This is a genomic window from Halobaculum roseum (assembly GCF_019880245.1).
In the GTDB taxonomy this organism is placed as follows: Archaea; Halobacteriota; Halobacteria; order Halobacteriales; family Haloferacaceae; genus Halobaculum; species Halobaculum roseum.
This window is the reverse complement of sequence record NZ_CP082286.1, coordinates 2,708,403-2,729,337: the sequence shown is the minus strand read 5'-3', so window position 1 is coordinate 2,729,337 and position 20,935 is coordinate 2,708,403. Positions and strand designations below refer to the sequence as shown.

Sequence of the window (20,935 nt, the reverse complement as noted above, 5' to 3'; positions counted from 1 at the left end):
GACCGGCCGAGCGGCTCAGGCGACCTCGAACCCGCGGTCGGCGAGCAGATCGCGCACGCGGTCGGCGTGGTCGCCCTGCACCTCGATGACGCCGGCGTCGTCGTCGACGGTGCCGCCGGCGCCGACGGCGGACTTCAGCTCCGAGGCGAGGCCGGCGAGGTCGGTCGCGTCCGGATCGAACCCCTCGATCACGGTGACGGGCTTGTCGTAGGTGCGCCGCTCGACGCGGATCGACAGCGTCTGGTCGGCCCGGTCGAGGTCGGCGGTCGGGTCGTCCGGGATCCCCGCGAAGGGATCGTCGTCGTCACTCACACCCGAGGGTACGCGTCGGAGGCTGAAAAACTGCGGTGCGGTCGTGTGTGCGCCGCGGACGTGCGGCGCGGCGGCCCGCTTACGCGAGGTCGTGGATGCGCTCGACGACCTCCTCGGCGAACTCGGAGGTGGCGAGCTTCGTGGCGCCCTCGCGCTGGCGTTCGAGGTCGTAGGTGACGCGACCCTCGCTGATCTGCCCTTCGACGGCGTCGCGGACGAGGTCCGCGGCGTCGCTCCAGCCGAGGTAATCGAGCATCTCGCGGCCCGAGAGGATCATCGCGGTCGGGTTGACCTTGTCCTGGCCGGCGTACTTGGGGGCGGAGCCGTGGACCGGCTCGGCCAGGGCCTTGCCCTCGCCGTAGTTGACGCCGGGGGCGATGCCGAGGCCGCCGATCTGCGCGCCGGCGGCGTCGGACATGTAGTCGCCGTTGAGGTTCATCGTCGCGATGACGGAGTACTCGTCCGTCCGCGTGAGGAGCTGCTGGAGCATGTTGTCGGCGATGCGGTCGTTGACGACCACGGTGCCGTCGGGCTGCTCGCCGTCGTACTCGTCCCACAGCTCGTCCTCGGTGATCACGTTCTCGCCGTACTCCTCCTCGGCGACCTCGTAGCCCCAGTCGCGGAAGGCGGCCTCGGTGAACTTCATGATGTTCCCCTTGTGGACGAGGGTGACCGAGTCACGGTCGTTCTTGACCGCGTAGTCGATGGCCTCGCGGATGAGGCGCTTGGAGCCGAACTCGGTGATGGGTTTGACGCCGATGCCGACTGGGCCGTCGTGGATGGTCGAGTCGAAGCCCATGTCCTCCTCGACGAACTCGCGGACCTGCTCGACCTCGTCGGTGCCGGCCTCCCACTCGATGCCGGCGTACACGTCCTCGGTGTTCTCCCGGAACGTGATCATGTCCATCTCCTCGGGGTTCTTGACCGGCGACGGAACGCCGTCGAGGTGATAGGTGGGGCGGACGTTCGCGTACAGGTCGAGCGTCTTGCGCAGCGCCACGTTGAGCGATCGGAACCCGGATCCGACCGGCGTCGTCAGCGGTCCCTTGATGCCGACGCGGAACTCGCGGAACGCCTCGACGGTCTCGTCGGGGAGGTTCTCGTCGTATTTCTCGCGGGCGGACTCGCCGGCGTATACGCGCATCCACGCGATGGAGCGGCCGGTGGCCTCGGCCGCGGCGTCGAGCACCTTCTGGGCCGCGGGGCCCACGTCGGTGCCGATGCCGTCGCCGTGGATGATCGGGATGATCGGGTTCTCGGGAACGTCGAGTTCGCCCGTCTCCTCGTCGGCGAGGGTGATGACCTCGCCCTCCTCGGGGCGTTCGGCGATGTCGTAGCTCATAGGCTACCAGCGGCTTCCGACGGCGAGCGAAAAAGCCTGCCGTTCTCCGTCTCCCGGGACCGAACGGCGGGAACGAGCCGCACACTGACGGTCGGCCGCGACCTGTGAAACCGCGGCCGGGAAAATCGTCAGCCGGGCGACCATCGGCCGGGCGGACCGCCGACCAGGTTTTCCTCCCCTCGTCCGCCCCGGGGTCGCGCCCTCCAGTTATTTGGTCGATCGGTCCGTGGATCGGGTGTGGATTGTCTGTTCGTCGGCGCCGGCGCGGTCGCCCGCCAGTACGCGGTCGGGCTCGACGCCTCGCCGCTGTCGCTCGCGGCCGTCTGCGACCTCGACCGGGAACGGGCGGAGTCGTTCGCCGCCGATGTCGCCGACGAGCGCCCGTTCGGCGCCGACGGGGACGCGGGCGGGGGCGACGCCGACACCCCCGCCGTCTACGCCGACCTCGACGCGATGCTCGTCGCGGAGTCGGCCCCCCTCGTCGTCAACCTCACGAGCCACGCCGCCCACGCGGCGGTGACTCGGACGTGTCTGGAGGCCGACCGCCACGTTTTCTCCGAGAAGCCGCTCGCGCTCGACCCGGCGGAGGCGGGCGGCCTCCTGGCGCTCGCCCGGGACCGCGATCTCGCGCTCGGCTGCGCGCCGATCGCCCCCGACTGCGACGCCCAGCGCCACGCCCGGACGCTCCTGTCGGACGGCCGCCTCGGCGACGTGGGGCTCGTCTACGCGACGGCCCACGTCGGCCGGGTGACCGAGTGGCACGATCGACCCGACTCCTTCCTGTCGGTCGGCCCGCTGTACGACGGCGCGGTGTACCCGCTGTCGGTGCTGGTCGACTGGTTCGGCCCCGTCACGCGGGTTCGCTCGGCCGATGCCGTCGACGCGTGGCCCGAGCGGGAGCCCCGCCGACCGGAGGCGCCCGCGCACGTCGAGGCGACCGTCGAGTTCGCCGACGGGCCGGTCGTCTCCCTGCGAGCGAGCCTGTACGCCGACCACCGCAGCCGGGAGTTCTACTCGCTGGAATGCCACGGCGACGACGGTACCCTCTACCTCGCGGACGCCGGCGCGATGGCCGCCGACTGTGACGCGGTGCGCGTCCGCGGCGGCGACCGCGAGTCCGTCCCCGCGCCGCATCCGCGCCCGCGACGCGAGCGCTCGCACCTCGACGGCCCCGAACGCCTCGCCCGGGCGGTCGGTCGCGGCGACCGCCCGCGGGCGTCCGCGCGGCGCGCGGCACACGTCGTCGCCGTCTGCGCCGCGATCGAGGCTGAGGCGACCGACCCGGACGGGACCGGGCGGGCGGTCGGCGCCGTCCGCGGCGACGGCGGCGACGCCGGCGCCGCCGGCGAGCTTGCGGCCGCCGTCGGCGCCCGGTCAGCTCCGGCGGTCCGGCCGCCGGCGTGGGGGCGCGACGCCGGGTCCGCGCTTCGTCTCCCGCCGGTCGGGTTCGGCTGCTCGCGCTATCGGGGCGACGAGTACGTCGACCGGATCGACTCGATCGCGACGGCGCTGGATGCGGGCTACCGCCTGCTCGACTCGGCGGAGCTGTACGGCAACGAGTCGCGGATCGGCGACCTCCTCGCGTCGCCCGGGACTCCCGACCGCGAGGGGCTGTTCCTGCTCGGGAAGGCGTGGAACACGAACCACGGCCGCCTCCGGGAGGCCTGCGAGGGGTCGCTGGCTGAGTTGGGGATCGACTCCTTCGACTGCTACGCGCTCCACTGGCCCGACGCGTGGGCGTACACCGAACCCCTCCGCGAGCTGGCCGAGCGCCCGGTCGAGGAGCGGGAGCGGCTCACGTTCCCGGAGGACGACGACGGCGAGCGCGCGACCGCCGACCGCGATCTGGCGGACACGTGGCGCGACCTCGCCGCGCTCCGCGAGGAGGGGCTGACGCGGACGATCGGTGTCTGCAACGTCGACCTCGACCGCCTGCGCGACCTCGTCGCCGAGACGGGCATCGAGCCGGCGCTGGTGCAGGTGGAGCGTCACCCGTACACCCCGCGGAGCGAGTTGGTCGAGTGGTGTCACGACCGGGGGATCCGGGTGATCGCACACTCCCCGCTGTCGGCGCCGGGGCTGCTCGACGACCCGGTCGTGGGCGCGGTCGCCGAGGAGGCTGACGCGACGCCCGCCGGGGTCGTCCTCGCGTGGAACGTCGCCGCCGGCGTCGTCCCGATCCCGGCCAGCAACGACCCCGAGCACGTCGTCGACAACCTCGCGGCCGCGCGGATCGAGCTCTCGACGGAGCAGCGCCGACGGCTGGGCGGCCTCGCGGACCCGGAGTTCGAGCGATGAGCGACGCCGATGCCGACGCGGACCCCGTCGCGGTCGACCCGGCGTCGCCGGGTGCGAGCGCCCCGGTCTGGGTCGGGGTGGCGCTGCTGTCGGTCGGGGTCGGCGCCGGCGCGCTCGCCGCGGTCGCTGACCCGAACACGGGCGGCGCGTGGCTGGTCCCGGCGGCCGTCGTCGTCGCCTGGGAGTGCGTATTCCTGCTCCGGCGACGGGGGCTGAACCACCCGCCCGGCGAGCCCGCGGCCGTCGCCGGCGGCGTCGGCGTCGCCAACGCGGTGACGATGGCCCGGGGGCTGCTGTACGCCGGCGTCGCGGGGTTCCTCCTGACCGGGCCGCTCGCCGGCGCGCTCGCGTGGGCGCCGGCGCTGCTGTACGGGGCGGGGGCGGTTCTGGACGCCGTCGACGGGGCGCTCGCCCGGAGGCTCGGCCGTCGGACCGTGCTCGGCGAGAAGCTCGACATGGGGATCGACACCCTCGGGTTCCTCGTCGCGCCGCTGGTCGGCGTCGCGTGGGGGCGCCTGCCGGTTTGGTACCTCTCGCTGTCTGCCGCGCGTTACCTGTTCAAGCTGGGTCGCTGGCGGCGCCGCCGCCGGGGCCTCCCCGTGTTCGACCTGCCCGACAGCCGAGTCCGCAGGCCGCTCGCGGCGGTGCAGATGGCGTTCATCGCCGTCGCGCTCGCGCCGGTGTTCCCGCCGTCCCTGGTCGCCGGGGTCGCGGTCGCGGTGCTCGTCCCCTCGCTGGCGGTGTTCGCGCGCGACTACCTCGTCGTCGCGGGGCACCTCGACGGCGGGCGCGCCGAGGGCAACGGCGACGCCGAGGGCGACACCGACGCGGACGCGACGAGCGATGCGGAGGTACCGGGCGACGCGGACGCGACGGGCGACGCGACGGACCCGGCTGACGACTGACGCCAGGTGCGTCCGCGCTGGGCCGTCGTCCGCACCCCTCGCCGACCGGTTTCCGTGGATTGATGCGGGCCGCCGCCGCCGGAACTCCCATGCGAGTAATCTGCCACGGCGGCGCGGGCGGCGTCCCCGAGGAACCGGAGCCCAGGCAGGCGGTCCTCGACGAGGCCGCCGAGACCGGCGCGGCCGAGTCCGACGCGGTCGACGCCGTCGTCTCCGCCGTCGAGGTGCTGGAGGAGTCCCCCCGGTTCAACGCCGGCTACGGCGGCGCGGTCCAGTCGGACGGCGTCGTCCGCACGGACGCGGGGATCATGACCGACGAGCGCGAGGCCGGCGCCGTCGCGTCGATGCCGGGCGTGGCGAACGCCGCCGCGGTCGCGCGCGTCGTCATGGCGGAGACGCCACACGTGTTCGTATCGGGGGTACACGCGGTCGACCTCGCCGACGACTTCGGGGTCGAGGTCGAGCGCGACCTGTTGACCGACGACGGGCGTCAGTCCTACGAGGACGCCGATCCGCCGGACCACGACGCCGGACCGAAGGCGCACCTGGAGTGGCTGGACGAGAAGTTCGGGGGGAGCGCGTCGCGGAGCGACGCGGATCAGTCGAGCGGCCTCGGGCCGCGAGACCACGACACCGTCGGCGCCGTGGCGCACGACCCCGAGACGGACGCCTTCGCCGCCTGCACGTCCACCGGCGGGCGCAAATTCGCGCTCGCTGGACGCGTCGGCGACGTGCCCCAGATCGGCTCGGGGTTCTTCTGTGCGCCCGCCGGGGGCGCGAGCGCCACCGGCGCCGGCGAGGACATCGCGAAGGCGACGCTGACGCGCCGGGCGGTGCGACACCTGGAGAACGGCCTCGACGCGCAGGCGGCCGCGGATCGAGCGATCGAGGAGTTCGGCGAGTTGACCGGCTCGTCGGCGGGCGTCATCGTCCTCGACGAGGGCGGCGCGGGGTCGGCGTTCAACTCCGAGGGGATGCAAACGAGCGTCGCGACCTCGGAGTAACTGCGCGGTCCGTTCCGGCGCCCGTCGGGTCGCTGACTCCCGTATCGGCCGGCTCAGCCGTCCTCGATCCGTTTCCACAGCTCGACGACCGTGCCGGTCACCTCGCAGTCGTCGCCGCCGAACTCGTGGGTGACCGCCCGGACCCTGGTGTAGCCGTGCCGCTCGTAGAAGCCGACGGCGTTCAGCGACGCGTGCATGCCGAGCGCTCCGAGACCGCGGTCGCCGGCCGCCCGTTCGAGGTCGGCCAGCAGCGCCGTACCGACGCCCTCGCCCGCCCGGTCCGGGTGAACGTACACCGCCTCGACGGTCCCCGGCGGCCCCGCGCCGGGTCCGTCCGCGAGGTAGTCGCGTCGGGACGGGATCAGCGTCCCGAAACCCACCACGCGCCCCCCGTCGTCGGTGTCACGGCCGCTCGGTTCGCCGTCGCCCGCCCCGGCGTCGACCGCGCCGCTATCGACCGCGACCGTGTCGTACCGGGGGGCGTCGTTCCCGAGGTGGTCGTAGTCGGCGGGCGAGCGGTCGCCCGCCCACGCCTCCACCTGCTCGGCGTCGTACCCGCGGGTGCCGAGCCCGCGGATCGACGCCTCGTGTACCCGGCAGACCGCGGCCGCGTCGTCGCCGGTCGCCTCCCTGACGGTGACCACGGCGGGGGAACACGGTCGGACGGAAAGGAACTTTCGACGGTGTGCGAGCGCGTGTGCTCGTCCCGGCTCAGGCGACCTCGACCGCGAACAGCAGCGCGTTGTGCACGCCGGGTCCGAGCCCGACTGCCGTCACGAGCGCGAGCAGCGCGTACCCGTAGCGCGGCTCCTCGCGCACCGTCGGCGCGACAGCGAGGACGACGACCGCGGCGACGGCGAGCTTCACGAGCACGAACAGCCAGCCGGCGCCCAGCGCCTCCGCCGTGGGGAGCCCGGCCGCGAACTCCAGGATCAGCCGCGAGGCGGGCGTGCGCTCGCCGAACCCGAGCAGGTCGACCCCGACGGCGGTCGTCACGCCGTCGACGCCGTGGGCGGCGACCGCGAGCAGCCCCGCGCGGCCCGCGACCGCGGCGTCCTCGCGCAGGCGGTACAGCAGCGCCCCGACGGCGACCCCGAGGGCGGCGCCGCCGACCAGCCCGGCGGCGGGGAGCACGGGAGAGAGCGTGCCGTTCGCGACGCCGTGGGCGACGACGCCGCCGACCGCCGGGAGGAGCGCGACCGCGCCGGCGACCCCGAGCGCGCGGGCGTCGTCGGCGTCGATCCGGAGGGTCGCGAGCCAGACGGCCCCGGCGACGCCCGCGGTCGTGAGGTACGCGCTCGGCGTGCCGAACAGCGGCGCGAGCGCGGGCGGGAGCGCGCCGAGGCCGTACAGGACGTGGCCGGCGGCGCCGACGCACATCCACGGCACCAGCGCGAGCACGTGCCGGCCGCCGAAGTCGGGGTCGCGCCGCCGGACGCCGACGGCGACGCCCACGAGCGCGGCCGCGAGCGCGAGGAGGTACGGCAGCGGCGGCAGGCCGAAGCCGGCCGGGAGCACCTGCCACGGGGTCGCTTGCCCCGGAAGCGCGGCCGACCGCGCGAAGGCGAGGGAAGTCATGTTCGTGCGGGCGGCCCGCCGGATGAAAGCGTTGGGGGAATCGTCGCCGCCGCGGGCGACGAGCGGGCCGACACCGCCGGCTGGTCGCCTGCGAGCCCGCTCGACCCCACCCGCCCGCACCGACACCGTTAGGCGGCGCGCCCCCGTCCGGCGGACCCGTGCACCCGCTCGTTCGCGCCCTCCTCGCGCTCGGTGTGGCACCGATGCTCCTGGCGCTGTCGTTCGTCCTCGTACCGGACCCGACCGGGACGGCCCCGATCCTCGTCGGACTCGGGGGATCGCTCGTCGCCGTTCCGGTCGCGTACCTCGCGATCGGTCGCGCCGAGGCGTGAGCGGCGATACTCGGTAGCTTTTCCGGGCGTCCCGCCGGAGAGGCACGTATGACCGACGACGCGCACGATGCGACCGACGCCGATGACGCGCACGACGCCGACGACGCGCGCGATGCCGACCGCGCACACGACGCCGGGCGCCCGTCCGCGATCGACGACCCCGCGTCGCTGTCGCCGACGGCGTTCGCCGCGACGATCGACCACACGGTACTCGGCCCGGAGACGACGCTCGCCGACGTGGAAACGCTCCTCGACGAGGCGGCCGAGCACGGCTTGAACGCCTGCATTCCGCCGTGTTACGTCGCCGAGGCGGCGGAGTACGCTCCCGACGTGACGCTCGCGACCGTGATCGGCTTCCCCCACGGCCAGCACACGCCCGGGACGAAGCGCGCCGAGGCCGAGGACGCCTGGCGCGCGGGCGCCGACGAGCTCGATCTGGTGATCAACGTCGGCCGCCTGCGGGCGGGCGAGGACGACGCCGTCCGCGAGGAGATCGCCGAGGTCGTCGCCGCCGTCCCCGTCCCGGTGAAGGTGATCATCGAGACGGCGCTGCTGTCGGACGAGGAGAAGCGCCGGGCGTGTGCGGCCGCCCGCGACGCCGACGCCGCGATGGTGAAGACGTCCACCGGGTTCGCCGAGGGCGGCGCGACCGTCGCCGACGTGGAGCTGATGAGCGAGTACCTCCCCGTGAAGGCCAGCGGCGGCGTCGGCAGCTACGCGGAGGCGATCGCGATGCTGGAGGCGGGCGCCGTCCGTATCGGCGCCTCCTCGGGCGTCGCGATCGTCGAGGGACATCCGGACGCCTGAGCCCGAGCTACTGGGTCGCGTCCGACCGCCCCCGAGTCCCGTCGCCTCACTCCAACACGACGACGCCGGAGGACCCGTCGAGGTCGTCGGAGGCGACGACCAGCGCGCCGTCGGCGATCGCGAGGTTCCTGACCGACAGGCTGCGACGCCAGCGCTCCACGTCGACGCGGTAGGGGCCGACGCCGACGCCGCCGCCGAGCGCGTACGCCCGGAGCGCGCCGCCGACGCCGGCGTACAGCGTGTCGCCCGCGGCGACCGCCGGCGACACGGGAGCGATCCGGTCGACGGCGACGCGCCAGCGCCGGTCCCCGTCGCCGCCGTCGAACGCCGAGACGCCCTCCGAGCCCGCGCCCGCGACGAGCCCGCCGGCGTGCACGAGCGCGTCGGTCACCGTCGGCGCCGACGGCGCGTGCCACTCCGTGCGCCCGGCGGCCGCGCCCGTGGCGAGCCGGAGGACGCCGCCGCCGAAGGTCGCCGCGTACACCGACCCGGGCGCCGCCGTCAGCGCGCGGACCGTGCCGGGGAGCTTGCGCCGCCACAGCGGGACGCCGCGCGGCTCCTCGTCCTCGTTTTCGACGACGTGTAGCTCGTAGGTCTCGCCGCCGGTAGTCCCGACGTAGATCCGGTCCTCCCGGGCGGCCAGCGAGTAGACGCCGGTGAACGCCTCGAACGTCCAGCGTGGCTCCCCGGTGCGCGGCGCCAGCGCCGCGACCCGCCCGTCCGTGTCGCCGACGATCACCGCGTCGCCGTCCGGCGCGGGCAGCGGCGCGGCCGCGAAGTCCCCGGCCGTCTCGACGCGCCAACGCTCCTCGCCGGAGTCGACCTCCAGGGCGTACACCGCCGGCTCCTCCCGGCTGGAGACGTAGGCGACGCCGTCGGCGACGGAGACGCCGTACGGGCGGATCGAGGCCCGCCACCGCTCGTCGCCGTCGCGCAGCCGGAGCGCGTACAGGCCGTCCTCGGCCGGGACGAACGCCGTCCCGTCGGCGACGACGATCCTCCCGACCGCCGGTCCCGTCTCCGCGCGCCAGCGCTCGGTCGGCGGCGTGCGCGGCGCGACGGCGTCGGCCACGTAGCCGCTCGCTCGCGGGCCGTACCCCGGGAGCGGCCACTCCGTGTCCGACTCCCGCCCGGGCGAGAACGTCGTCGCGTTCGGTCCGTTCCCCGAGCAGCCCGCAAGCCCCGCGGCTCCGGCGGCGGCGATCCCGGAGAGCAGCCGGCGACGCGAGGGCATCGGTTCGACCGATCCTTCGACGGACGGCGTATATCCGTTTCCCATCCGCGGGACCGAACGCCGCGGGTCGCCCCGGACCGTACCCCTTAACCTCGCGCGCGGGCAGGATCGTGACAAGCGAATGGCGACGTACCACATCGAGACCTACGGCTGCACGTCCAACCGGGGTGAGAGCCGCGAGATCGAGCGCCGGCTCCGCGACGGCGGCCACCGCCCCGTGGACGGACCCGCCGAGGCGGACGTGGCCATCCTCAACACCTGCACGGTCGTCGAGAAGACCGAGCGCAACATGCTCCGGCGCGCCGAGGAGCTGTCCGAGGAAACGGCCGACCTCATCGTCACCGGCTGCATGGCGCTGGCGCAGGGCGAGCAGTTCGCCGAGGCCGACGTGGACGCGCAGGTGCTCCACTGGGAAGACGTGCCGACCGCGGTGATGAACGGCGAGTGCCCGACCCCGACCGAGGGCACCGCGCCCGTCCTCGACGGGGAGGTCGGCATCCTCCCGATCGCGCGGGGCTGCATGAGCAACTGCTCGTACTGCATCACGAAGTTCGCGACCGGCCGCATCGACTCCCCGCCGGTCGAGGAGAACGTCGAGAAGGCGCGCGCGCTCGTCCACGCGGGCGCCAGCGAGATCCGCGTCACCGGCCAGGACACCGGCGTCTACGGCTGGGACGAGGGCGAGCGGAAGCTCCCCGAGCTGCTCGACCGGGTCTGCGATATCGACGGCGAGTTCCGCGTGCGCGTGGGGATGGCCAACCCCGGCGGCATCCACGGCATCCGCGAGGAACTGGCGGACGTGTTCGCCGAGAACGAGAAGCTGTACGACTTCATCCACCTGCCGGTGCAGTCCGGCAGCGACGACGTGCTCGAGGACATGCGCCGCCAGCACCGCGTCGACGAGTTCCTCGAGATCGTCGAGACGTTCGACGAGCGCCTCGACGAGTGGACGCTCTCGACGGACTTCATCGTCGGCTTCCCCACGGAGACCGACCACGACCACGAGCAGTCGATGGCGCTGCTGCGGGAGGTCCGCCCCGAGAAGGTGAACGTCACGCGCTTCTCCAAGCGCCCCGGCACCGAGGCGGCCGACATGAAGGGGCTGGGCGGACAGACGAAGAAGGACCGCTCGAAGGAGATGAGCGCGGCCAAGCGGGAGATCGTCGGCGAGGCGTACGAGTCGATGGTCGGCAGCCGGCGCCGCGTCCTCGTCGTCGAGGAGGGCACCGGCGACTCCGTGAAGTGCCGCGACGGCGCCTACCGGCAGGTGATCGTCCAGGGGGCCGACGAGCGCGGCGTCGAACCCGGCGACTTCCTCGACGTGGAGATCACCGGCCAGAACACGATGTACGCCTTCGGCGACCCGGTCTGACCGGTACTGACGACGGACCGAGTTGGAACCCAGAGCCGGACCCGAAGGCTGATTCTCGCGCGACCGCAGGTTCCGCCGTGATCCGCGCGCTCCGACAGGCCGCCCGCGACGCCGCGAGCACGGCGCTCGGGGTGGCCCTCGTCGCGGCGCTGTTGTTCGCCGTCGTCGGCGTGTGGCCGCCGATGGTCGCCGTCGAGTCCGGCAGCATGGAGCCGCACATGGAGCGCGGCGACCTGATCGTCGTCTCCGAGCCCGCGCGCTTCGGCGGCGACGGCGTCGCCGGCGTCCGAACCGCCCACGAGGCGCCGGCCGAGCACCGGACCTTCGGCGCGCGCGGCGACGTGATCGTGTTCTCCTCGCCCGCGCTGCCGGGGACGCCGATCATCCACCGGGCGCACTTCCACGTCGAGGCGGGCGAGAACTGGTACGACGAGGCGAACCCGGAGTACCTCCCGCCGGGCGTCGACTCGTGTGCGGAGCTAACCGACTGTCCGGCGCCCCGATCGGGGTTCATCACCAAGGGCGACGCGAACGCGCGCTACGACCAGGTGAACGGGAACTCCCCCATCGTCACCCGCGACCGGATCCGGTCGGAGGCGCGCGTCAGGATCCCCATGCTCGGCCACATCCGGCTCACGCTCGCCGGGGAGTGACCGCGGGCGGCGGACGGGGCCCTCGGGGGGACCGGGGAACGCTCTCGCCTCGTCGTGAGCGCGCCATCGGGGCCGTCGGATTGATAGCGGACGGCAACGTATTGACACCAATGACCCGGCCTCGCGGCGGCGACCGCGCGGGCGACCTGAGCGCGACCCGCACCGAGCACACGCTCCGGGACACGCTCCACGAGCTTCCGGTCGACGCGCTCGTCCCCGCGGGGTGGCGGGTCGGCACCGAGGTGGTGCAGTTCGAGGACCGCCTCCCGGCCGACGGCGTCACGCTCGGCCACGCCGACTACCCCCGCGACCTCGTGATCACCGACGCCGGCGCCGCCGATGACGAGGCGCTGGCGGTCCACGAGCGCGACCGCGTCGCCGGCCGGCGGACCGTCGTCGCCGGCGTCCCGGCGACCGGCGACGGGCGGGCGGAGTTGGAGGCCGCGCTCCGTGCGGCGGGCCGCGCGGCCGCGCGCATCGAGACGGGCGCGTCGGGCGAGGCGACCGTCGACCGGGGGGACCCGTCGGTGTCGCTGTCGGGGGACGACGACCGCCGGGTGAACTTCTACTGATCGGCGGCGTCCGGGGGAGGAACGTCCGCCTCGGTCCCGTCGGCCTCCTCGGCGGCGATGCGCGCGTCGTCGGCCTCCTTCCACTCGCCCAGTTCCTTCGGGTCGACGTGGACGAACACGTCGTCGACGGCCGGGAGCGCGCGGATCGACTCGACCACCTCGGTCTCGATGTCGTGGGCCTCGAACAGCGACCGCTCGCCCTCCACCTCGATGTGAAGGCTCACGTCGACCTCGGGGCCGACGTAGTGGGCGACCACGTCGTGGGCGCCACGGACCTCGGGATGTGAGAGCGCCCGGTCGAGGATCTCCCCGCGGAGGTCCTCCGGCGGCGCCGCGCCCACGAGGTAGCCGACGTTGTCGCGGACGATCTCGTAGCCCGTGTAGAGAATACCGACGGAGACGGCCACGGCCGCCAGCGCGTCGAGGGCGGGGTAGCCGGCGGCGACCCCGAGCACGCCGACCAACGCCGCCGCCGCGGTGAGCGTGTCGTTGCGGTTGTCCAGCGCGGTCGCCACCAGCGCCGGCGAGTCCCGCCGGCGACCCACCCGCAGGCAGTATCGGTACAGGAGAAGCTTCACAGCGCCGGTGGCGACGAGCACCCCCACCGCCAGGGGACCGCCGGTGATCGTCCGCGGCGGCCCCGCCGACAGCAGCGCAGTGGCCCCGGAGTAGGCGACGCCGATCCCGGCGACGAACACCCCCGCGGCGACGAACAGCGAGACGAACGGCTCGATGCGCTCGTGGCCGTGCGGGTGCTCGAAGTCCGGCGGCTGCGTGGTGAGATACAGTCCGGCGACCACGACCGCGGAGTAGGCGACGTCCGCGACGGAGTTCACCGCCTCCGACCCGACGGCCAGGCTCCCGGTCGCCTGCCAGACGAGCGCCTTCGCGACCGCCAACGCCAGGTTGACGCCGAGAATGACCACGCCGACGCGGCGGACGGTCGCCCTGCGATCCATACGGGGAGTGGGACTGCGGGCGATGAAAAGCGCTCCGCCGTGGACCGGCGGGGACGGTGAGTCGAAACCGGCGGGGGAGCCGTCGGCGGCGACGGGCCCGTTACGCGCCCGACGCCGAGCCGCGGAACTGGTTGATCGCCGGGATCACCACCCAGAACGTCAGCGCGCCGATGATCGCCGTCCAGAAGAACACGTCGTTGAGGAAGATGCCGATCGCGTCGAAGACGGTGTTCGGCTCCGGCGGTGCCGCGATCAGCTGCCGGGGGCTCTCGAACGAGGGCGTCCGGTACCAGCCCGCGAGCACCATCCACGCGAGGCCCGCGCCGCAGAACAGCCCGAGGCCCTTGATGAACTCGTCTGCCATTGTCCTACACTTCGGCGTCGTCGTCTTGAGAGTTTCCGTTCCCGCCGGTCATCCCCGGCGCCCGAAACCGCGATCCCAACACGTACACGCCGGCGCCGAACGCGATGAGGCCCAGGCCCGCGAGCGAGAACAGCGCGGTCAGGAGCGTCTCCGAGGGACCGATCCCGACGGCGCCGAACACGCCCACCACGAGCTGCCGCGTCAGCGATACGTTCAGCGTCGCCGCATCGAGCATGACGAACCCGAGCACGACCGTCACCACCGCCGCCAGCGTCGAGTACGCCGTCACCCGCTTGTACAACGCGATCGGCACGACCACGTCGCGGGCGCGGCCCTCGCCGCTCGCGACCGGCGCGTCGGGCTCGGACGACGATCGGTCCGCGTTCGCGCCGTCGGCGCTCGCCGTCGTCCCCGGCGGACCGTCGTCGGACGCGGCCGCGGCATCCCCCTCGCGGGGCGTATCGCTCATGCCTCCCGGCAGGGGCTCGACGGTACTATGTCCTGCGGCATCGGTCGCCGCGGGCGACCGTGTGGAGCCGTTCCGGGTCGGCACCGGGGGCCACGCTCGCCGGAGGCTCGGGGACGATAGCGGCGAGAACGGCGGAAGCGGCGAGAAACGAGAACCGAACCGATGAGTCCGGACCGGCGCGGCCGGGGGCGCCTACTTCGGGGGGCGCAGCCGGTAGTACCGGCGGTTCAGGTCGTACATGTACCCCTCGCGCATCGTCTTCAACACCGCGTAGGTGATGACCCCGACGATCGGCGGGAGGAGGAACGTCAGGTCGAACAGCAGGTCGACGTTCATCGGCATGAGGTTCTTCACCGACAGCATCGACAGCGTGAACGCCAGCGTCACGCCGAACATGCCGACGGCCGCCCAGAACGGCTGCTCGACGGGGCGCCGGGCCGAGCCCTTGTTGATGAAGGGGACGATCGCGATGGCGCCGACGACGATGCCGTTCGCGAGGACGCCGTACGTCCGGTCGGCCATCAGCTTCTGGCCGCCGAGGATGGCGAGCTCGGGGTTGAGCGGGCCGAGCTTGAGCAGACCGAACGACCAGTAGAGGTACCAGTCGGGCAGGATGATCGCCGGCGTCGAGTTCGGGTTCGCGGGGCTGCCGATGTGGGGCGGCAGCGTCGCCGACAGGAAGATGATCATCCCGACGAAGAAGCTGGTGAGCGCGAGGTTTCGAACCGTCTCGTGGGGCCACGTCGGGAAGGCGAGCACGTCGCGCTCGACGTAGTCCGACTCCCTGCGGAGATCCTCGTCCTCGCTGCGCGCGCGCTCGAAGTACTCGTACGTCAGCCGGGAGAGCCCCTCGGTGCGCTCCTTGCGCTCGCGCCACGTCGGGGTCTCGTCGTCCGGCGCGACGATGCCGGTGCCGCCGCCGTCCGTCCGCGGTTCGTCGTCCGTGTTGGTGGGTTCGTCGCTCATTGTCTTAGTGCGGCTCCGCGATGCCCTGCACCCACACGATGCCGATGTGGATCGCGATGAGGGCGGTCACCACGAACGGGAGCAGGAACACGTGGATGATGTACATGCGCATCAGCGTCGCCTGGCTCAGCGAGAAGCCGCCGAACATCAGCTGGGCGACCCACTCGCCGATGAGCGGGATCGACAGCGCCATCTCGACGCCGATCTGGCCGGCCCAGAAGGCCAGCTGGTCCCACGGCAGGAGGTATCCGGTGTAGCCGAACACCATCGTCAGCGAGATGAGCACGATGCCGAGCAGCCAGTTCAGCTCGCGCGGCTCCTTGTACGCGCCGGTGAAGTAGACGCGCAGCATGTGCAGGAACACCGCTGCGGTCATCACCTGCGCCGACCACCGGTGGATGGAGCGCAACATGAAGCCGAACTGGAGGTCCCGCATGATGAACGCGATCTGGCTGTAGGCGATCGACGCCTCTCCCGGGCCCGCAGAGCCGACCGCGGGAACGTAGTAGAATCCCAGTAAGGCCCCGGAGATGGCCGCCACGACGTACGCGAGTGTACTGAAGAAGCCCAGCGTGTACAGCGCGTACCAGTACCAGAACTTGTTGTCCAGGTCGTACTGCTCCGTGTGCGACTTCGGCATCTGGAGGTTCGACCGGTAGTACAGCGACTCCAGCAGTTCGAGGTAATCGACGATGCGGAGGCGCTTGTCGACCCAGATGAGCGCGGTGAGGAACGTCGCCTCCACCGGCGTGAGGTCCTTGCTCTCGAGCCAGTTCTCGTGGTCGTACTCGTCTTTCTTTTCCAGACTCATCGTCTCACCGTTTGTAATAGGGGTAGACGGCGCGTTTCACCTGCTCCCAGGCGTCGGTTCCGAGGGTCTCGCCGTCGACGTCCTCCTCGCGGATGTAGAGGTCCTCCCACTTGCGACGCCGCTTCTTGACGATCACGACGTCGGGGAGGAACTCCTTGCGGTACAGCGCCAGGATGAACGCGAGGTCGATGAAGATCACCGCGAGAATGCCGCCGAGGAACATGTTCCCCGTGTCCGAGAGGCCCCAGCCGTTGACGAGGCCGTAGGTGAACATGAACACGAACACGACCTCGATGACCGTCAGCAGGACGATCGCGATGGCCGCGGCCGTGCTCTCGCGCGCCGGTTCGTAGCGGTGGATGTCGCCGTAGGTCGATCCGGTACTGGACATCTCAGGTCACCTCCCGGTCCCCGTGTGTGCGGACTCGCCGTACTTCACCAGGTAGAACGTGAAGATCACGCTCATGATGATGCCGAGGATGGTGGCCGCGCCGACCCAGTGGGCCTGGATTGCGACCCCGAGGTCGTGCAGTTCCTTCCGGCCGCCGCCCCCGGTCGACACCGTCGGCACGTCCTCGCCGACGGCGATCCCGCCGAGCATCCCGAGCGACCGGTGGGGGTCACAGTAGTACGTGTAGATCCCGCCGGACTCGAACGTCACTTCGAACGAGAACCCCTCGTCCTCCAGCGGTTCGTGGCCGGAGACGTCGCCGGGGTTGTCGTCGAACAGGACGTTGTGTCCGTCGGAGACCCAGTCGAACACCACGGTCGTTCCCGTGTCGATCCACAGCTCGGTCGGCAGGAACGCGAGGCCCCCGCCGCCGCCGACCTCGACGGTCACCTCGGACTCGCCGCGGGCGTCGAGGTACTCGCCGCCCTCGGCACCGTCGGTGTAGCCGCCGAAGTCGGGCTGTTGGCCGCCGCCCTCCTGGGCCGCGGCGGTGCCGGCCGTCGCGGTCGCGCCCGCCCCGATGGCGGCCGTCGCACCGCCGGCCTGTCGCATAAAGTCCCGCCTCTTCATGGGTGTTTCAGGGTCGGGGTTGGGCGCGCATAAACCCACCGACCTCCCGGCCGGCGTGTAGCCGGGACAACGGCCCGCTATCCGTCGGTTTCGTCTTCGGTCGTCCCGGTCGACGGGTCGGTACCGGCCCCGTCGGAGGACGCCTCGACGGACGCCCCGGCGTCGTTCCCCGGCGGGACGGTCGTATCGGGCGGATCCGGCTCCTCCCCGCGGGCGGCCGCGAGCGCCTCCTCGGCGACCTCCTCGAACGGGACGAACTCCGCGTCGTCGCCGGGATCGGTGATACCGGCCGCCCGGAGCCGGTCGCGGTACTCCTCGGCGCGGAACCGGTCCGACAGCCGGGCGTTCGCGACCAGCCCGAACAGCAACACCCCCACGAGGAGGAAGAACCCGCCCATGACGGGCGCGACGAGCGTCTCGACGCCCAGGAACAGCCACGCGACGAACAGCCCCAACCCGCCGAGGATCTGCATCGCCGCGACCACCTGGATCATCAGGTTCCCGAACTCGCCGGTGCCGGACTCGACTTCCTCGGGAGTCGGGAGCTCGTACTCCGCGGGCGGGTCTCGGACCTCGTAGGAGTCCATCGAGCACAGCGCCACGGTCGGCTTCACGTCCCTGAGGACGGTCCCTTCCCCCTCGACGCTCCCGTCCTCGTAGACGACGGCCCAGCCCTCGTCGGAGTAGGCGACGACGGACAGAGGGTCGTTCCGGCGTTCGAGCACCGCGAACACCTCCCGGGACGCGATCTGGCTTCGGAGGTCCCGCTCGACGCGGTCGAGCAGGTCCCGACCGGTGATCCACGCGTCGGGATCGAACGCCGCGTCCCACTCGGCCGCGGTCATCTCCGCCATGTCGGCCGGGCCGAAGTCGTCGAAGTCGTACTTCTCCTCGACTTCCGCGCGCAGCGCCTCGATGGAGTCGTCGGACGCGTCCCCGCCGGCCGCCCCACCGACGGCTGCCTCGTCGCCGGACGCCTCGTCGACCGACCCGGTGTCGACAGCGCGGGCACTCTCGGGCTCGTCCGCGGCGTCGGTCATCCCCTCCACCTCCGGGCCGTAGGCGCATAAGCGCCGCGACGTTCGACGGCGCGGGCCGGCCTCGACGACGACACCTTGGTCGACCGTACCCGAACGTGATCCGGGTATGTTCTCGTTTCGCGACAGCTCGAAACCGGAACCGGTCGCGTCCGCTCCGGGTGACGAACCAGCGCGCCGAGACGCCGGATCGACGAGCGATCGGGTTCGGGTGACCGTCGGTCGACAGGGTCGGCTTGCGGGACCGCACTCGGCGAGTAACGAACTCGTCGGCCGTCGATGAACTCCTATGGGTAACAGCAACGACCCAACGCACGGACAGTCGCGACGTGACGTGATGAAGGCGCTCGGCGTCGGAGCGGGCCTGTCGGTTGCCGGAGGGACCGCGGCCGCCCGGACCGGCGACACCGGGGTCCGAGCCCAAACTGACGACGAGGAACCGGGTACCGTCCCCGGCGGGTCAGGTACCGGTACGGTACACGAAGTCCGAACCGTGATCGGCGGGCCGCCGACGAATCCCGACCGTCCGGCGGACTTCTACTACGAGCCGACGGGGCTCCACGTGGATCCGGGGGACGTGATCAGGTTCGTCTTCGCGACCCCGGATCACAACGTCGTCGGGTACCATCCAGCGTACGGAATGCGCCGCCGCGTGCCGATCGGGGTCGAGGCGTTCTCCTCGCCGCTGCTGGGCTGGGCGCCGTCTTCCATCCCGGGCGACATGGTCGATCCGCCCGTGGAGACGATGGGCCCGGGCGAGGGCGACGACGGCGGCGACGACGACACCGACGATGACGGCGGGGACGGGCCGGTCCCCGACACGTGGCTGCACAGCTTCGACACGCCGGGCGTGTACGACCTCCTCTGTTCGCCCCACGAGGGGTTCGGCATGGCGATGCGCGTCGTCGTCGGGGACGATCCGGAGGCCCCGTTCGAGACCGAGGACCCGTCCGCGCTCCCGGAGCCGAGGGCGGGACCGGTCGGACTCGCGCGCGTGACGCTTACCGACCCCGCGCTACAGCCGTCGGCGATCGTCGAGGCCGGAACGGTCGAGTGGCAGTCGCTCGACTCGGTGCAGTCGGGGGCCGGTTCCGATGACGGCGAGGGCGGCGAGGGAAGCGGCGGTACCGGGGACGACGGCAGCGGGGACGACGATGGCGGCGGAGACGACGACGGCGGAGACGGCGGCACCGGGAACGACGACGGCGAAGGCGACGAGTAAGCACTCGGCCGTCGTCGACGCGACCGACCGACCGCCGTCGGAGGGCTTAGGGGTTCCCCGGTCCGATGGGCGGACGGATGGTCTCGGAGGCGACGACGGCGACGGTGGCCGCGGCGATGGTGACGGCGAGCCTGCCCTTCTACCTCTACGGGGCGTGGATCATGGTCGGACGCGACCGGGATCACGTCACTTGGGACCGGCTGATGCGCCACCTCCGCGTCATCGTTCCGGGGCTGGTGCTCAACACGGTCCCCGTCGCGCTCTGGATGGCGCCGCGGCTGTTCGACCAGTTCGGCGGCGCCGCCGCGATCCACGCCTTCCTCGGGCTCCAGGCGTACGCCCTGCTCGCGTTCGGCCTGACCGGCATCGTCCGCATCTTCCAGGTGAAACGCGGCGCGGACCTCTACGAGATCGAGGACCCCGACACGAGCCTCAACGACCTCCACGAGAACATGGCCGCGTGGCGCGGTCGCCTCCGGATCGGCGTGTTCGGCTACGTGCTGTTCTGGTGTTTCGCGTACGTCGTCGGGCTGTACCGCTACTACGGGCTGTACATCGCGTGACCGGCGAAGAAGTGTCCGGCGGGGACCTGGATCGCTACTGGTACGGTTCCTCGTCGCGGTGGGCGTCGGGGTTCTCCTGTTCGGCGGCCTCCTCCTCGCGCGCCTCGCCGTCCGTGTCGTCGCGCCCCGGCTCCTGATCAGGCATCGCGTCCTCGGGAGCGTCGTCGTCCTCGTCCCTCGACGACGTGGCGTCCTCGGCCGTTTCGAGGTCGGTGTCCTCCTCGACGTCCGTGCCGTGTCCGTCGTCGGACATGGCTACAGGTTGACCGTTCCGACGGGTAAGCTCGGTGGCCGAACGCCGTTCGACTGCCCCCTCGTTACCACGCCTCGCCGCTGGCGAGGTCCACGGCCGCGCTCCCCCGCTCGGACGGACAGACGTCCGCGAGCACACACTCGTCGCAGTCGGGGTTCCGCGCCGTACACGTCGCCCGCCCGTGGCTGATCAACAGGTGGGTGAACATCCGCCAGTCGTCCTCGGGGACCACGCCCATCAGGTCCGTCTCGATCGCCCCGGGGCGCTCCTCCTCGGTGATCCCGAGGCGTCGGGAGATGCGCTGGACGTGCGTGTCGACGACGATCCCCTCGGTCACGTCGTGGGCGTGCTGGAGCACGACGTTCGCGGTCTTGCGCCCGACGCCGGGGAGGTCGGTCAGCTCGCTCATCGTGTCCGGCACCTCGCCGCCGTGTTCCTCGACGAGGATCTCGCCGATCCCCTTCAGGTAGCCGGCCTTGTTGTTGTGGAAGGTGATGCCGTAGATGTCGTCGGCGAGTTCCTCCTCGCTGGCCTCGGCGTAGTCCTCCGGCGTGCGGTACTTCTCGAAGAGGTCCTCGCAGACCTCGTTGACCCGCTCGTCGGTGCACTGCGCCGAGAGGACGACCGCGACGAGCAGCTCCAACTCGGTCGAGAAGTTCAGCGAGATGTCCGTGTCGGGGTACTCCTCGTAGAGGCGGTCGAGCACCTCGCCGACCTGCGCCTCCCGGGAGTCCAGCGGCGTTCCCATACGCGATCCACCGACCCCGGCCGCTTCAACGGTTCGAAGCCGGACGATTCCGAGGCGGACGACCGCGGCGGACGGAGCACGGAGGCCAGAGCACGGAAGGCGGTGAATCGAAC

The 20,935-nt window shown here is 72.2% G+C and carries 25 protein-coding genes; 10 read left to right on the top strand and 15 right to left on the bottom strand.

What is annotated here, in order from left to right:
- Nucleotides 1-15: 15 nt before the first annotated feature.
- The gene (locus K6T36_RS13910) at nucleotides 16-312 is read right to left on the bottom strand and encodes an SUI1 family translation initiation factor (RefSeq protein ID WP_222921799.1); all 297 of its coding nucleotides are present in this window, start codon (nucleotides 310-312) and stop codon (nucleotides 16-18) included.
- A 79-nt stretch (nucleotides 313-391) separates the two neighbouring features.
- On the bottom strand, nucleotides 392-1,654 hold the full coding sequence (gene icd, locus K6T36_RS13905) for an isocitrate dehydrogenase (NADP(+)) (RefSeq protein WP_222921798.1): 1,263 nt from the start codon (nucleotides 1,652-1,654) through the stop codon (nucleotides 392-394).
- A gap of 237 nt (nucleotides 1,655-1,891) precedes the next feature.
- Between icd and K6T36_RS13900 the strand changes: the two genes are divergently transcribed.
- From K6T36_RS13900 to K6T36_RS13890, 3 genes are all read left to right on the top strand, one after another.
- Entirely contained in the window at nucleotides 1,892-3,952 is a 2,061-nt protein-coding gene (locus K6T36_RS13900; protein ID WP_222921797.1) for an aldo/keto reductase, read from the top strand.
- Nucleotides 3,949-4,857: a CDP-alcohol phosphatidyltransferase family protein gene (locus K6T36_RS13895; protein ID WP_222921796.1), complete on the top strand. Its 909-nt coding sequence runs from the start codon at nucleotides 3,949-3,951 to the stop codon at nucleotides 4,855-4,857. The genes K6T36_RS13900 and K6T36_RS13895 overlap by 4 nt, the downstream gene beginning before the upstream one ends.
- An 89-nt stretch (nucleotides 4,858-4,946) precedes the next feature.
- Nucleotides 4,947-5,861 carry an isoaspartyl peptidase/L-asparaginase gene (locus K6T36_RS13890; protein WP_222921795.1) on the top strand — a complete coding sequence of 305 codons (915 nt, stop codon included), beginning with the start codon at nucleotides 4,947-4,949 and terminating at the stop codon, nucleotides 5,859-5,861.
- Between the two features lie 53 nt (nucleotides 5,862-5,914).
- Here K6T36_RS13890 and K6T36_RS13885 read toward each other — a convergent pair whose 3' ends face one another.
- Complete coding sequence (locus K6T36_RS13885; RefSeq protein WP_222921794.1) at nucleotides 5,915-6,505, bottom strand: GNAT family N-acetyltransferase; 591 nt, start codon at nucleotides 6,503-6,505, stop codon at nucleotides 5,915-5,917.
- A gap of 67 nt (nucleotides 6,506-6,572) precedes the next feature.
- Nucleotides 6,573-7,439 carry a DUF63 family protein gene (locus K6T36_RS13880; protein WP_222921793.1) on the bottom strand — a complete coding sequence of 289 codons (867 nt, stop codon included), beginning with the start codon at nucleotides 7,437-7,439 and terminating at the stop codon, nucleotides 6,573-6,575.
- Between the two features lie 158 nt (nucleotides 7,440-7,597).
- Between K6T36_RS13880 and K6T36_RS13875 the strand changes: the two genes are divergently transcribed.
- Both K6T36_RS13875 and deoC read left to right on the top strand, forming a co-directional pair.
- A complete protein-coding gene (locus K6T36_RS13875) occupies nucleotides 7,598-7,771 on the top strand; it encodes a hypothetical protein (RefSeq protein WP_222921792.1) in 174 nt (57 codons plus the stop codon).
- Between the two features lie 168 nt (nucleotides 7,772-7,939).
- Nucleotides 7,940-8,578 (top strand): deoxyribose-phosphate aldolase, encoded by a 639-nt coding sequence (deoC, locus tag K6T36_RS13870; RefSeq protein ID WP_225935232.1) that lies wholly within the window; start codon nucleotides 7,940-7,942, stop codon nucleotides 8,576-8,578.
- A 46-nt stretch (nucleotides 8,579-8,624) separates the two neighbouring features.
- Here deoC and K6T36_RS13865 read toward each other — a convergent pair whose 3' ends face one another.
- Nucleotides 8,625-9,812 carry an outer membrane protein assembly factor BamB family protein gene (locus K6T36_RS13865; protein ID WP_222921790.1) on the bottom strand — a complete coding sequence of 396 codons (1,188 nt, stop codon included), beginning with the start codon at nucleotides 9,810-9,812 and terminating at the stop codon, nucleotides 8,625-8,627.
- Nucleotides 9,813-9,933: 121 nt separating this feature from the next.
- On the opposite strand from K6T36_RS13865, the gene K6T36_RS13860 reads away from it, so the two are divergent.
- The 3 genes from K6T36_RS13860 (at nucleotide 9,934) to K6T36_RS13850 (ending at nucleotide 12,409) form a co-directional block, all read left to right on the top strand.
- Nucleotides 9,934-11,184 (top strand): tRNA (N(6)-L-threonylcarbamoyladenosine(37)-C(2))-methylthiotransferase, encoded by a 1,251-nt coding sequence (locus K6T36_RS13860; protein WP_222921789.1) that lies wholly within the window; start codon nucleotides 9,934-9,936, stop codon nucleotides 11,182-11,184.
- A 77-nt stretch (nucleotides 11,185-11,261) separates the two neighbouring features.
- Nucleotides 11,262-11,837: a S26 family signal peptidase gene (locus K6T36_RS13855; protein ID WP_225935135.1), complete on the top strand. Its 576-nt coding sequence runs from the start codon at nucleotides 11,262-11,264 to the stop codon at nucleotides 11,835-11,837.
- A gap of 110 nt (nucleotides 11,838-11,947) precedes the next feature.
- On the top strand, nucleotides 11,948-12,409 hold the full coding sequence (locus K6T36_RS13850) for a hypothetical protein (RefSeq protein WP_222921788.1): 462 nt from the start codon (nucleotides 11,948-11,950) through the stop codon (nucleotides 12,407-12,409).
- On the opposite strand, the gene K6T36_RS13845 is transcribed toward K6T36_RS13850, so the two are convergent.
- The 8 genes from K6T36_RS13845 to K6T36_RS13810 form a co-directional block, all read right to left on the bottom strand.
- A complete protein-coding gene (locus K6T36_RS13845; RefSeq protein ID WP_222607166.1) occupies nucleotides 12,403-13,368 on the bottom strand; it encodes a cation diffusion facilitator family transporter in 966 nt (321 codons plus the stop codon). The genes K6T36_RS13850 and K6T36_RS13845 overlap by 7 nt on opposite strands.
- A gap of 100 nt (nucleotides 13,369-13,468) precedes the next feature.
- Entirely contained in the window at nucleotides 13,469-13,732 is a 264-nt protein-coding gene (locus K6T36_RS13840) for a DUF7314 family protein (RefSeq protein ID WP_222607165.1), read from the bottom strand.
- Between the two features lie 4 nt (nucleotides 13,733-13,736).
- Nucleotides 13,737-14,201 (bottom strand): DUF7315 family membrane protein, encoded by a 465-nt coding sequence (locus K6T36_RS13835; protein ID WP_225935134.1) that lies wholly within the window; start codon nucleotides 14,199-14,201, stop codon nucleotides 13,737-13,739.
- Nucleotides 14,202-14,393: 192 nt separating this feature from the next.
- Nucleotides 14,394-15,167 carry a cytochrome b family protein gene (locus K6T36_RS13830; protein ID WP_222921787.1) on the bottom strand — a complete coding sequence of 258 codons (774 nt, stop codon included), beginning with the start codon at nucleotides 15,165-15,167 and terminating at the stop codon, nucleotides 14,394-14,396.
- 4 nt (nucleotides 15,168-15,171) lie between these two features.
- Nucleotides 15,172-15,978, bottom strand: coding sequence for a cytochrome b (locus tag K6T36_RS13825; RefSeq protein WP_222607163.1), 807 nt, complete (start codon nucleotides 15,976-15,978; stop codon nucleotides 15,172-15,174).
- 4 nt (nucleotides 15,979-15,982) lie between these two features.
- A complete protein-coding gene (locus K6T36_RS13820; RefSeq protein ID WP_222921786.1) occupies nucleotides 15,983-16,369 on the bottom strand; it encodes a DUF7318 family protein in 387 nt (128 codons plus the stop codon).
- A gap of 6 nt (nucleotides 16,370-16,375) precedes the next feature.
- Nucleotides 16,376-16,999, bottom strand: coding sequence for a plastocyanin/azurin family copper-binding protein (locus K6T36_RS13815; RefSeq protein WP_222921785.1), 624 nt, complete (start codon nucleotides 16,997-16,999; stop codon nucleotides 16,376-16,378).
- Nucleotides 17,000-17,076: 77 nt separating this feature from the next.
- On the bottom strand, nucleotides 17,077-18,039 hold the full coding sequence (locus tag K6T36_RS13810; protein WP_222921784.1) for a DUF7319 domain-containing protein: 963 nt from the start codon (nucleotides 18,037-18,039) through the stop codon (nucleotides 17,077-17,079).
- A 334-nt stretch (nucleotides 18,040-18,373) separates the two neighbouring features.
- Between K6T36_RS13810 and K6T36_RS13805 the strand changes: the two genes are divergently transcribed.
- Both K6T36_RS13805 and K6T36_RS13800 read left to right on the top strand, forming a co-directional pair.
- The gene (locus tag K6T36_RS13805) at nucleotides 18,374-19,258 is read left to right on the top strand and encodes a cupredoxin domain-containing protein (RefSeq protein ID WP_222921783.1); all 885 of its coding nucleotides are present in this window, start codon (nucleotides 18,374-18,376) and stop codon (nucleotides 19,256-19,258) included.
- A 77-nt stretch (nucleotides 19,259-19,335) separates the two neighbouring features.
- On the top strand, nucleotides 19,336-19,821 hold the full coding sequence (locus tag K6T36_RS13800; RefSeq protein WP_222923466.1) for a DUF7321 family protein: 486 nt from the start codon (nucleotides 19,336-19,338) through the stop codon (nucleotides 19,819-19,821).
- Between the two features lie 34 nt (nucleotides 19,822-19,855).
- Here the strand turns inward: K6T36_RS13800 and K6T36_RS13795 are convergent, their stop codons facing one another.
- Both K6T36_RS13795 and nth read right to left on the bottom strand, forming a co-directional pair.
- A complete protein-coding gene (locus tag K6T36_RS13795; protein WP_222921782.1) occupies nucleotides 19,856-20,074 on the bottom strand; it encodes a hypothetical protein in 219 nt (72 codons plus the stop codon).
- A gap of 64 nt (nucleotides 20,075-20,138) precedes the next feature.
- Entirely contained in the window at nucleotides 20,139-20,822 is a 684-nt protein-coding gene (gene nth / locus K6T36_RS13790) for an endonuclease III (protein ID WP_222921781.1), read from the bottom strand.
- Nucleotides 20,823-20,935 lie beyond the last annotated feature (113 nt).

What these genes read in the sequence shown, in the direction of transcription:
- icd (WP_222921798.1), bottom strand. Translation starts at nt 1,654, where the DNA reads ATGAGCTACGACATCGCCGAACGCCCCGAGGAGGGCGAGGTCATCACC.
- K6T36_RS13895 (WP_222921796.1), top strand. Translation starts at nt 3,949, where the DNA reads ATGAGCGACGCCGATGCCGACGCGGACCCCGTCGCGGTCGACCCGGCG.
- K6T36_RS13890 (WP_222921795.1), top strand. Translation starts at nt 4,947, where the DNA reads ATGCGAGTAATCTGCCACGGCGGCGCGGGCGGCGTCCCCGAGGAACCG.
- K6T36_RS13880 (WP_222921793.1), bottom strand. Translation starts at nt 7,439, where the DNA reads ATGACTTCCCTCGCCTTCGCGCGGTCGGCCGCGCTTCCGGGGCAAGCG.
- K6T36_RS13865 (WP_222921790.1), bottom strand. Translation starts at nt 9,812, where the DNA reads ATGCCCTCGCGTCGCCGGCTGCTCTCCGGGATCGCCGCCGCCGGAGCC.
- K6T36_RS13860 (WP_222921789.1), top strand. Translation starts at nt 9,934, where the DNA reads ATGGCGACGTACCACATCGAGACCTACGGCTGCACGTCCAACCGGGGT.
- K6T36_RS13850 (WP_222921788.1), top strand. Translation starts at nt 11,948, where the DNA reads ATGACCCGGCCTCGCGGCGGCGACCGCGCGGGCGACCTGAGCGCGACC.
- K6T36_RS13845 (WP_222607166.1), bottom strand. Translation starts at nt 13,368, where the DNA reads ATGGATCGCAGGGCGACCGTCCGCCGCGTCGGCGTGGTCATTCTCGGC.
- K6T36_RS13840 (WP_222607165.1), bottom strand. Translation starts at nt 13,732, where the DNA reads ATGGCAGACGAGTTCATCAAGGGCCTCGGGCTGTTCTGCGGCGCGGGC.
- K6T36_RS13835 (WP_225935134.1), bottom strand. Translation starts at nt 14,201, where the DNA reads ATGAGCGATACGCCCCGCGAGGGGGATGCCGCGGCCGCGTCCGACGAC.
- K6T36_RS13830 (WP_222921787.1), bottom strand. Translation starts at nt 15,167, where the DNA reads ATGAGCGACGAACCCACCAACACGGACGACGAACCGCGGACGGACGGC.
- K6T36_RS13825 (WP_222607163.1), bottom strand. Translation starts at nt 15,978, where the DNA reads ATGAGTCTGGAAAAGAAAGACGAGTACGACCACGAGAACTGGCTCGAG.
- K6T36_RS13820 (WP_222921786.1), bottom strand. Translation starts at nt 16,369, where the DNA reads ATGTCCAGTACCGGATCGACCTACGGCGACATCCACCGCTACGAACCG.
- K6T36_RS13815 (WP_222921785.1), bottom strand. Translation starts at nt 16,999, where the DNA reads ATGAAGAGGCGGGACTTTATGCGACAGGCCGGCGGTGCGACGGCCGCC.
- K6T36_RS13810 (WP_222921784.1), bottom strand. Translation starts at nt 18,039, where the DNA reads ATGACCGACGCCGCGGACGAGCCCGAGAGTGCCCGCGCTGTCGACACC.
- K6T36_RS13805 (WP_222921783.1), top strand. Translation starts at nt 18,374, where the DNA reads ATGAAGGCGCTCGGCGTCGGAGCGGGCCTGTCGGTTGCCGGAGGGACC.
- K6T36_RS13800 (WP_222923466.1), top strand. Translation starts at nt 19,336, where the DNA reads ATGGTCTCGGAGGCGACGACGGCGACGGTGGCCGCGGCGATGGTGACG.
- K6T36_RS13795 (WP_222921782.1), bottom strand. Translation starts at nt 20,074, where the DNA reads ATGTCCGACGACGGACACGGCACGGACGTCGAGGAGGACACCGACCTC.
- nth (WP_222921781.1), bottom strand. Translation starts at nt 20,822, where the DNA reads ATGGGAACGCCGCTGGACTCCCGGGAGGCGCAGGTCGGCGAGGTGCTC.